General features: G+C 71.3%; 9 protein-coding genes. 2 read left to right on the top strand and 7 right to left on the bottom strand.

What is annotated here, in order from left to right:
• Window position 1 precedes the first annotated feature (1 nt).
• Window positions 2–613 (top strand): alpha/beta hydrolase, encoded by a 612-nt coding sequence (locus NK718_RS10850; RefSeq protein ID WP_254741712.1) that lies wholly within the window; start codon window positions 2–4, stop codon window positions 611–613.
• Window positions 614–668: 55 nt separating this feature from the next.
• Window positions 669–1,631, top strand: coding sequence for a glycosyltransferase family 8 protein (locus tag NK718_RS10845; protein WP_254741709.1), 963 nt, complete (start codon window positions 669–671; stop codon window positions 1,629–1,631).
• Window positions 1,632–1,644: 13 nt separating this feature from the next.
• On the opposite strand, the gene NK718_RS10840 is transcribed toward NK718_RS10845, so the two are convergent.
• From NK718_RS10840 to NK718_RS10810, 7 genes are all read right to left on the bottom strand, one after another.
• Window positions 1,645–3,177 carry an acyl-CoA carboxylase subunit beta gene (locus tag NK718_RS10840; RefSeq protein WP_254741706.1) on the bottom strand — a complete coding sequence of 511 codons (1,533 nt, stop codon included), beginning with the start codon at window positions 3,175–3,177 and terminating at the stop codon, window positions 1,645–1,647.
• Between the two features lie 120 nt (window positions 3,178–3,297).
• Entirely contained in the window at window positions 3,298–4,089 is a 792-nt protein-coding gene (locus NK718_RS10835) for an ATP12 family chaperone protein (RefSeq protein ID WP_371877270.1), read from the bottom strand.
• A gap of 310 nt (window positions 4,090–4,399) precedes the next feature.
• On the bottom strand, window positions 4,400–4,699 hold the full coding sequence (locus NK718_RS10830) for a hypothetical protein (RefSeq protein ID WP_254741700.1): 300 nt from the start codon (window positions 4,697–4,699) through the stop codon (window positions 4,400–4,402).
• Window positions 4,700–4,771: 72 nt separating this feature from the next.
• Window positions 4,772–6,004, bottom strand: a complete 1,233-nt coding sequence (locus NK718_RS10825; protein WP_254741697.1) for an RluA family pseudouridine synthase — start codon at window positions 6,002–6,004, stop codon at window positions 4,772–4,774.
• Window positions 6,001–6,384 (bottom strand): fluoride efflux transporter CrcB, encoded by a 384-nt coding sequence (gene crcB, locus NK718_RS10820; protein ID WP_254741695.1) that lies wholly within the window; start codon window positions 6,382–6,384, stop codon window positions 6,001–6,003. Before crcB ends, NK718_RS10825 begins: the two co-directional genes overlap by 4 nt.
• An 86-nt stretch (window positions 6,385–6,470) precedes the next feature.
• Window positions 6,471–7,781 (bottom strand): replication-associated recombination protein A, encoded by a 1,311-nt coding sequence (locus NK718_RS10815; RefSeq protein WP_254741693.1) that lies wholly within the window; start codon window positions 7,779–7,781, stop codon window positions 6,471–6,473.
• Window positions 7,782–7,797: 16 nt separating this feature from the next.
• Window positions 7,798–9,192 carry a DegQ family serine endoprotease gene (locus tag NK718_RS10810; RefSeq protein WP_254741691.1) on the bottom strand — a complete coding sequence of 465 codons (1,395 nt, stop codon included), beginning with the start codon at window positions 9,190–9,192 and terminating at the stop codon, window positions 7,798–7,800.
• Window positions 9,193–9,297 lie beyond the last annotated feature (105 nt).

Genomic DNA, 9,297 nt, shown 5'->3' with positions numbered 1-9,297 from the left:
CATGACCTCCCCCGACTTCATCCATCGCTTCGTGCCGGCCGAAGACGCGACGGCCGCGCCGCTCCTGCTGCTGCACGGCACGGGCGGCGACGAGAGCGATTTGCTCGGGCTCGGACGCGCCATCGCGCCGGGCGCGGCGCTGCTCTCGCCGCGCGGCAAGGTGATGGAGGGCGCGATGCCGCGCTTCTTCCGCCGCCTGGCCGAGGGCGTGTTCGACGAGGACGACGTGAAGCGGCGGGCCGACGAGCTGGCCGATTTCGTCGCTTGGGCGCGCAGCGAGTACGGCATCGCCGCGCCCGTGGCGGTCGGCTTCTCCAACGGCGCGAACATCGCGGCGGCGGTGCTGCTGCGCCGGCCGGACGCGCTGGCCGGCGCGGCGCTGCTGCGCGCCATGACGCCGCTCTCGGCGCCAGAGCCGGTGGACCTGCGCGGCGCGCCGGTGCTGATGGTGAACGGCGACAGGGACCCCATCATCCCGCTCGCGGACGCGGAGCGCTTGGCCGGGTTGCTGACCCGCTCCGGCGCGCGCGTGACGCGCAAGGTACTGGCGACCGGCCACGCGCTGACACGCGAGGATCTCGAAATCGCCGCCGACTGGCTCCGCGCCCATTGACGGCGCGGGGCCGGAATGGTCCTGCTGGAAGGGTCAATTCCGTACGGGGACCTGCATGGCCACTCCGCTCGCCGTCTGCCTGACGCCGGACGCCAACTATTTCCGGCCCGCCGTGGTCACGGCGGCGAGCATCCTTCGGCAGGACGATTCGGACGGGCTGGAGATCGTCATCCTCTGCGACGAGAGCGACGTCGCGCCCGGCTTCGACCGGCTCGACCCGGCGCTGCGCAGCCGCATCGAGGTGCGGCACGTCGATTGGGACCGCTACGTGGCGGGCCTGCCCGTGCGTGGCCACTTCACCTCGGCGGTCAACCGGCGGCTGGCGCTGCACCGCGTCCTGCCCGAGCGCCACCAGCGCTACGTGTCGATCGACGCGGACATGATGGTGAAGCGCCCGGGCTTGGCGCGGCTGGCCGACATCGACCTCGGCGGCTTCCCCTTCGCCGCCGCGATGGACATGATCTTCCTGAAGGATTTCGAGGACGGGCCGCTCACCGCGGAGTTCCAGGCCTACCGCGCCCGGCTCGGCCTGTCGCGCGGGACGCCCTACTTCAACAACGGCCTCACGCTGGTCGACCGGCACATGTGGGAGAAGCTCGACGTGCCGCGCGCCGCGACGACGTTCCTGGCGGCCAATGCGGGGCGTTGCGCCTTCCTCGAGCAGAGCGCGCTCAACGCCGTCGTGCAGGGCCAGTTCGCGAAGCTCTCGCCCCGCTACAACTTCATGGGCGACTTCCTGCTGCTCGACCTCGAGGCGCTGGTGGAGCCGATCGTGCAGCACTTCGTCAACCGGCCGAAGCCGTGGGAGCCGGGCTGGCGCGGGGACCCGCGCTTCGCGCGCGACTACCGCGAGGCGTTCGCGGCGACGCCCTGGCCGGAGCTCGCGCCCGCCCCCGCCGCGGGCGCGACCGGCGCGCCGCAGCCCGCCGACTCAGACCTCGCCGCCTTCCGCCGGCGGCTGGTCGCGTATCTGAGCACCGTGCGCTTCGCCGACGGCTGGCGCTGCGCGCCGGCCTGAGCGGGCCTCCCGCTCAAAGCGGGAGGTTGTCGTGCTTCTTCCAGGGCAGCTCGGCGTTCTTCTCCGCCAGCATGGCCAGCGCCTTGGCGATCCGCCGCCGCGTCGAGTGCGGCATGATCACCTCGTCGATATAACCGCGCTCGGCCGCGACGAACGGCGACAGGAAGCGTTCCTCGTACTCGCGCGTGCGCTCGGCGATCTTGGCGGGGTCGTTCATGTCGGCCCGGAAGATGATCTCCACCGCGCCCTTGGCGCCCATCACGGCGATCTGCGCCGTCGGCCAGGCGTAGTTCACGTCCGCGCCGATGTGCTTGGAAGCCATCACGTCATAGGCCCCGCCGAACGCCTTGCGGGTGATCACCGTGACCAGCGGCACGGTGGCCTGGCTGTAGGCGAACAGCAGCTTGGCCCCGTGCTTGATGAGGCCGCCATATTCCTGCGCCGTGCCCGGCAGGAAGCCCGGCACGTCGACGAAGGTGACGATCGGGATGTTGAACGCATCGCAGAAGCGCACGAAGCGCGCCGCCTTGCGCGAGGCGTCGGAGTCGAGCACGCCCGCCAGCACCATGGGCTGGTTGGCGACCACTCCTACCGTGCGGCCCTCCATGCGGCCGAACGCGGTGATGATGTTCTTGGCGAAGTTCTCCTGGATCTCGAAGACGTCGCCCTCGTCGACGACTTTCGCGATCAGCTCCTTCATGTCGTAGGGCTTGTTCGGATTGTCGGGGACCAGCGTGTCGAGCGAGGCGTCGACCCGGTCCGCCACGTCGAGGCTGGGCCACACCGGCGCGCCCTGCGTGTTGTTGGCGGGCAGGAAGTCGATCAACCGGCGCACCTGCAGCAGCGCCTCGACGTCGTTGTCCCAGGCGCCGTCCGCCACCGACGACTTCGTGGTGTGGACCTTGGCGCCGCCCAGTTCCTCGGACGTCACGGTCTCGTTGGTGACGGTCTTCACGACGTCCGGGCCGGTCACGAACATGTAGCTCGTGTCGCGCACCATGAAGATGAAGTCCGTCATGGCCGGCGAATAGACGTCGCCGCCGGCGCACGGGCCCATGATGACCGAGATCTGCGGAATGACGCCCGACGCGACGACGTTGCGGCGGAACACCTCGCCATAGCCGCCCAGCGCCGCCACACCCTCCTGGATGCGCGCGCCGCCGGCGTCGAACAGGCCGATGACCGGGGCGCGCATCTTCAGCGCCATGTCCTGGATCTTGGTGATCTTGGCGGCGTGGGTCTCCGACAACGAGCCCCCGAACACCGTGAAGTCCTTGGCGAACACGAAGACCGTGCGCCCGTTGACGGTGCCCCAGCCCGTGACGACGCCGTCGCCCGGAACCTTGGCGCCCTCCATTCCGAAGTCCACGCAGCGGTGCTGCACGAACATGTCGAACTCCTCGAAGGAGCCTCGGTCGAGCAGCAGTTCGATGCGCTCGCGGGCCGTCAGCTTGCCGCGCGCGTGCTGCGCGGCGATGCGCGCCTCGCCGCCGCCGAGCCTCGCCTTGACGCGCCGCTGATCGAGCTTTTCGAGGATGTCCTTCATCGGTCGCCCTTCCCCTCCGCCCGGAGCGGAGCGTTTCGCTGCCGGCTGATTAGCACGCGCCACCGCGTCCGCCCACTCAGACGGAAGGCGGACGCGGCGGAAAACGAGCGGAAAGACGCCTCAGCCGACCATCGCGACCAGCCGCGCGGCGGCGTCCATCTCGCGCCAGCGCCGCGCCCGGCGCTCCAGGGCCTCGTCGTCGTAGCCCCACAGCTCCATCTGGAAATCCTCGTCGACATGCGCCGCCGTCCACGCCTGCTCGGGCGTGAGGCGACCGCGCGCCACCGCGAGCGCCAGCAGCACTGACCCGGTGAGCGAAGTGATGGTCGAGAGGCCGGCCAGAGCCAGCGGGCTCACCACGGCGGCGACGGCCTCTCGCACCGCTTCCAGCGAGGCGTCGGGCTGCGACGCGAACATCACGCCTTCGGCCAGCACGAAGCGAGCGCCCAGCTCATCGCGCGCCCAGGCGAGCACCGGATCCCAGTGCGCCGACTCGCGCTCCACCAGGCGGGCGGGATCGCCGGCGCGGTAGCACAGCAGGTCCGAGCCGGCGTAGCGCGCGATCTCGTCGACCACGGCCTCCCGCTGCCGCGCGACGCCGTCGAGCGCCGTGTTGACGAGCTTGGTGAAGGGCATGCTCGCGGGGTCGATGACATCGCCCTGCGCGGCCCATTCGTCGGCCACGGCTTGCGTGGCGGCCTGCGCCGGCGTCTCCAGCGGCGAACGCGCGGGGGTGCGCGCCGGCCGTCCGTCGAGCGTCAGCACGAAGCCGGTCGGCGTCGCCGCGACGCCCGCTTCCTTGTAGAAGCGGCGCGGCAGCGCGGCCTTGGCCTCCATGCGGATGCTCTTGTGCGGATCGGGCCGGTTCTCGCCGGCGCCGAACCAGTCGCTGATGATGATCTCGTCCTTCATACGGCCCATGTGGCGCGCCAGCGACCGTTTGTCCACCGTGCGACGGTGCCGGCGGACGGGCGACCGCCGCCGGGGGCATCGCCACGCCCGCCCATGGCTGCGCCAGAACGCGCGGCCGTGCTCGACGGGCGGCCCCACCGCGTCAGCCCGGGCCGCAGGCCGGCGACGGCCGCTCGCGCTGCCCCCTTGCCGTCAGCTCCCGCCGCGTCGGCCAGGACAGCAGGCCGACGACGCGGGCTCGGTCCAACGAGGCCGCTGGCGCAGCCCTGCGCTTTGCCCTGGCCGCTCAGCCCTTGCCAGGCCTTGCCGCTCAGCTCTTTGCGGCGCAGCTCTTCACGAAGGCGGCCGCCTCCGGCTTCGCGAGCCCCTTCGCCTTGGCTTCCTTGCGGCAGGCGGAACGGGCCGCGAGATCGGGACGCTGCTCGGCGAAGCAGGCCGCGCGCGCGGCGCTCGCCTCCTTGCCCTTCAGGCCCTTGGCCTTGACCTGCTCCGAGCACGCCTTGCGGGCCTCGCGCGCCAGCGGCTTGCCTGCCGCCGTCGTGGCCGCGTGAGCCACCGTCGCCGCGAACAGTCCCAGAACGGCCACAACCACCCCTGTCATGGAACGCATTTCGTCCTCCTCGTCCACGCGCGCAGCGTGGAACGGCGAGAACAAATCCGCAACAAACTGGCGGTTGCGTCCCTACTCTTCCGGCGCGTCCTCGATCGGGTCGTAGCGCTTGGCGTCGAAGCCGAGCAGGTTCCACGACTGCTGCATGTGGGGCGGCAGCTTGGCGGTGACGTCGACCGGCTTGCCCGTGCGCGGATGCGGGATGACGATCCGCCGCGCCAGCAGGTGCAGCTTGTTCTGGATGCCGCCCGGCAGCTCCCAGTTCTCGATGTCGAAATACTTGGGATCGCCGACGATAGGATGGCCGATATGGGCGGTGTGGGCGCGCAGCTGGTGGGTGCGCCCGGTGACCGGCTTCAGCGACAGCCAGGCGAGCTTCTGCGCCGCCGTCTCCACCACGGCGTAGTAGGTGACGGCGTGGCTCGCGCCCTCGTCGCCATGGCGGGCGACCTGCATCTTGGCGTCGCCGTCGTCATCCTCCCCCTTGGCGAGGTAGGTCGAGATACGCCCCTGCTTGGTGCGCGGAACGCCGGCCACCAACGCCCAGTAGGTCTTGCGCGTGTCGCGCGAGCGGAAGCTCTTGGCCAGCGCCGACGCCGCGAAGCGCGTCTTGGCGATCACCAGGCAGCCGGACGTGTCCTTATCGAGCCGGTGAACGAGGCGCGGCTTCTGCCCCTGCTTGTCGGTCAACGCCGCCAGCATGCCGTCGACGTGCTTCTTGGTGCCCGACCCGCCCTGGACCGCGAGGCCCATCGGCTTGTCGAGGACCATCATGTCATCGTCCTCGTAGAGAACGATCGACTTCAGGAACGCGCGCGTCTGCTCGTCGGCGCCGGGCGGGCGTTTGGATGTCTCCGGCGGGGCGAGCGAGAGCGGCGGGATGCGCACTTTCTGCCCGGCCTCGAGCCGGTCCTTGGTCTCGACGCGGCGGCCGTCGACGCGCAGCTCGCCTTTGCGCACGACGCGCTGGATATGGCTGAACGAAAGCCCGGGAAACCGCGCTTCGAGGAAGCGGTCGACGCGCATCCCCCCTTCGTCCGGCGTCACCTCGACCGTCTGGACGCCGACGGTCGGCGCGGGCGCGGCGGCCGGCGCCGGTTGCGCGGGCGTCGCCTTGGCCGCGGCGCGCGGCGGCGGCGCGTCGCGCTCCTCGCCGCGGGGGCGCGCCGCTCGCGCGGCGGGACGCTCGCGGGGCTCCTCGCGCTCATCGCGCGACGGCGGGCGGGACGGGCGCGGACCGCCCCGTCGGTCGCGGCTCCCGCCGCCGCCGGGGCGCTTCGCGCCGGGCTTGCGTGGCGATCTCATGACAGGCTCCTGATCAGGGCGAGGCCTGCGACGAGGCCAAGGATGGACAAGACGACCGAGGCGGCGACGTAGACGCCCGCCAGCGCCGCCGCGCCGCGTTCCCACAGCAGCACCGCGTCGAGCGAGAAGGCGGAGAAGGTCGTGAAGCCGCCGCACACGCCCGTCGTCAGGAACAGCCGCGTCGCCTGCGACCACGGCGCCTGCGCGCGCATCGCCAGCCATCCGGCGAAAAGCCCCATGGCGAGGCTGCCGGCGATATTGATGACCAGCGTGTGCCAGGGAAACGCCGTGCCGAGAACCCGCCCCACGCCGAGATTGACGGCGTGGCGCAAGGCGGCCCCCAGGCCGCCTCCCAGGAACACGAGAAGCGTCGCTTGCATGGTCTCATCCCGCGGGGACAACGGCGTCCGCGTCGTCGCGCAGCCCTAGCATCGCTCCATGCGAAAAGCGACCCCGCGGGGACGCGTCAGCCGGCGTTGCGCTCCGCCCGCAGCTTGGCCCACCAGTCGAGCCGCTTGCGGATCTCGCGCTCGAAGCCGCGCTCCACCGGCTCGTAGAACGTCTGGCGGCCCAGCCGCTCCGGGAAGTAGTCCTGCCCCGAGAACGCGTCCGGCTGGTCGTGGTCGTAGAGATAGCCCTCGCCGTAGCCCTCGGACTTCATCAGCCGCGTGGGGGCGTTCAGGATGGTCTTGGGCGGCGGCAGCGAACCCGCTTGCTTGGCGACGCCCATCGCCCCCTTGAAGGCGGTGTAGAGCGCGTTCGACTTGGGCGCGGTGGCGAGGTAGACGACCGCCTGCGCCAGCGCCAGCTCGCCCTCCGGCGACCCCAGGAAGTCGTAGGCGTCCTTCGCCGCGTTGCAGACGGCGAGCGCCTGCGGATCGGCCAGTCCGATATCCTCCACCGCCATGCGCACGATGCGCCGGCCGAGATAAAGCGGGTCCTCGCCGGCGTCGAGCATGCGCGCGAGGTAGTAGAGCGCGGCGTCGGGATCGGAGCCGCGCACGCTCTTGTGCAGCGCGCTGATGAGGTTGTAGTGCCCGTCCTGGCTCTTGTCGTAGATCGGCGCGCGGCGTTGCAGAATGTCCGCGAGGCCAGCGGCGTCGAAGATCTCGCCGGGCTTGGCGGCGCGCCACAGTTCCTCGGCGAGAGTGAGGGCGGCGCGGCCGTCTCCGTCGGCCATGCGCACCAGCGTGGCGCGCGCCTCCTCGTCCAGCGGCAGCGCGCGGCCCTCCACGCTCTCGGCCCGGCGCAGCAACTGCGCGACGGCCGCCTCGTCGAGCGGGCGGAACGTCATCACCCGCGCCCGCGACAGCAGCGCGGCGTTCAGCTCGAAGGACGGGTTCTCGGTCGTCGCGCCGACCAGCGTGATGGTGCCGTCCTCCATCACAGGGAGGAAGGCGTCCTGCTGCGAGCGGTTGAAGCGATGGATCTCGTCGACGAAGAGAAGCGTCCCCTGCCCCGCCGCCCGACGGCCGCGCGCCGCCTCGAACACCTTCTTCAGGTCGGCGACGCCGCTGAAAATGGCGGAGATCGGCTCGAAATGCAGCGTCGTCTCGTGGGCGAGCAGGCGCGCCACCGTGGTCTTGCCCGTGCCGGGCGGGCCCCAGAAGATGAGCGAACCGATCGAGCCGGAGTGGATCAGCCGCGTCAGCGCTCCGTCCGGCCCGACGAGATGGTCCTGTCCCACCACGTCCGCCAGCTTTTGCGGGCGCAGCCTGTCGGCCAGCGGCCGCGGTGCGTCCCGCTCCAGTCCGGCGGCGGTGAACAGGTTGGACATCGCGACGCCTGCCTCCTCAGCCGCCGACCACCGTGGTCACGACCTCGCCCTGGCGGCGGATGCTGAGCTTCCAGTAATAGTTGCGCGGCTTCGCGAGCGCGTCGAGCGCGCGCGTCGTGGCCACCGCCTCGTCGTCGACGCGCAGCACCATGTCGCCCTTGCGCAGCCCGAGTTCCTGGGCCGGCGTTCCGGCCGCGACGTCGGTGACAACAACGCCGTCTCCCGGATAATCCATGCCGATTTCCTCGGCGAGCGCCGGCGACAGGTTGGCGACGGTAAGGCCGGCGAGCGGCCAGCGGCCGCGCAGCATCAGGCTGTCGCGCGGCCGCGTCTCGGGCGCGGGCGCGAGGCGCACCTTCGCGGTGGTCTTGCGGCCGCCGCGCAGCACGGTCAGCGTCGCCTCCCCACCCGTCGGCTTGGTGGCGAAGCGGAACCCGAACGCTTCGGCGTCGTCGACCTCCTGCCCGTCGATGGCGAGCACGACGTCGCCCGGCTTCAGGCCCGCCTCCGCCGCCGGCCCTTTCTCGACCACCGAGGCGATCAGCGCGCCCACGGGCCGGTCGAGCCCGACGCTCTCGACGAGATCGGAGGACACCGGCTGCATGCGCGCCCCGAACCACGGCCGGCGCACGACCTTGGCCCCCGCCTTGGCGGAGGCGACCACCACGCGCACCATGTTGGACGGAATGGCGAAGCCGATGCCGTGGCTGCCGCCCGACTGGGAGAAGATCGCGGTGTTGACGCCGATCAGCTGGCCGGTGGACGACACCAGCGCGCCGCCGGAGTTGCCGGGATTGATGGCCGCGTCGGTCTGGATGAAGAACTGGTAGTCCGTCGCGCCCACATGGGTGCGCGCCACGGCCGAGATGATGCCGGACGTGACGGTCTGGCCGACTCCGAACGGGTTGCCGACGGCGAGCACGAGGTCGCCGACCTCGAGCGCGTCGGAATCGCCCAGCTCCAGCGTCGGGAAGCCGGAGCCGCCCTTGATGCGCAGCACGGCGAGGTCGGAACGCGTGTCGCGCAGCACGATGTCGGCCCCGAACTCGCGGCGATCCGCGAGCGAGACCCGCACATCCGTCATGTTCTCGATGACGTGGTTGTTGGTGACGACGAAGCCCGCCGGATCGACGATCACCCCCGAGCCCAGCGAACGCTGCACCCGCTCCTGCGGCGCGGAATCCGGCCCGCCGAAGAAGCGGCGGAAGAACGGGTCCTCCATCAGTGGGTTGCGCGTCTGCTTCTCGATGCGCGAGGCGTAGACGTTGACCACCGCCGGGGTGACGCGCTGCACCAGCGGGGCGAAGCTCTGCTTCACCTGGAACTGAGTGTGGGGAACCTGCGCCGGCTGCTGCGCGCCCGCCGGCGCGGCGAGGCAGACAAGGGCAAGGCAGGCGGCGACGAGGCGCATCGTGCAGGGCTCCGGGCCGTGGCGAGACAGGGTTACGCCCGATATAGGCGCGCCGCGCGCCGCGGGGAAGCCCACGCCTGCCCGGAACGCAAAACGGGCGGCCCT

The organism is Alsobacter ponti (genome assembly GCF_024294805.1).
Classification (GTDB): domain Bacteria; phylum Pseudomonadota; class Alphaproteobacteria; order Rhizobiales; family Beijerinckiaceae; genus Alsobacter; species Alsobacter ponti.
The sequence above is the reverse complement of the archived record's forward strand: the minus strand, read 5'-3'. Positions and strand labels throughout refer to the sequence as shown.

Bases quoted from the DNA above. Each gene is read 5' to 3' on its own strand.
- NK718_RS10850 (WP_254741712.1), top strand. From the start codon at position 2: ATGACCTCCCCCGACTTCATCCATCGCTTCGTGCCGGCCGAAGACGCG.
- NK718_RS10845 (WP_254741709.1), top strand. From the start codon at position 669: ATGGCCACTCCGCTCGCCGTCTGCCTGACGCCGGACGCCAACTATTTC.
- NK718_RS10840 (WP_254741706.1), bottom strand. From the start codon at position 3,177: ATGAAGGACATCCTCGAAAAGCTCGATCAGCGGCGCGTCAAGGCGAGG.
- NK718_RS10835 (WP_371877270.1), bottom strand. From the start codon at position 4,089: ATGAAGGACGAGATCATCATCAGCGACTGGTTCGGCGCCGGCGAGAAC.
- NK718_RS10830 (WP_254741700.1), bottom strand. From the start codon at position 4,699: ATGCGTTCCATGACAGGGGTGGTTGTGGCCGTTCTGGGACTGTTCGCG.
- NK718_RS10825 (WP_254741697.1), bottom strand. From the start codon at position 6,004: ATGAGATCGCCACGCAAGCCCGGCGCGAAGCGCCCCGGCGGCGGCGGG.
- crcB (WP_254741695.1), bottom strand. From the start codon at position 6,384: ATGCAAGCGACGCTTCTCGTGTTCCTGGGAGGCGGCCTGGGGGCCGCC.
- NK718_RS10815 (WP_254741693.1), bottom strand. From the start codon at position 7,781: ATGTCCAACCTGTTCACCGCCGCCGGACTGGAGCGGGACGCACCGCGG.
- NK718_RS10810 (WP_254741691.1), bottom strand. From the start codon at position 9,192: ATGCGCCTCGTCGCCGCCTGCCTTGCCCTTGTCTGCCTCGCCGCGCCG.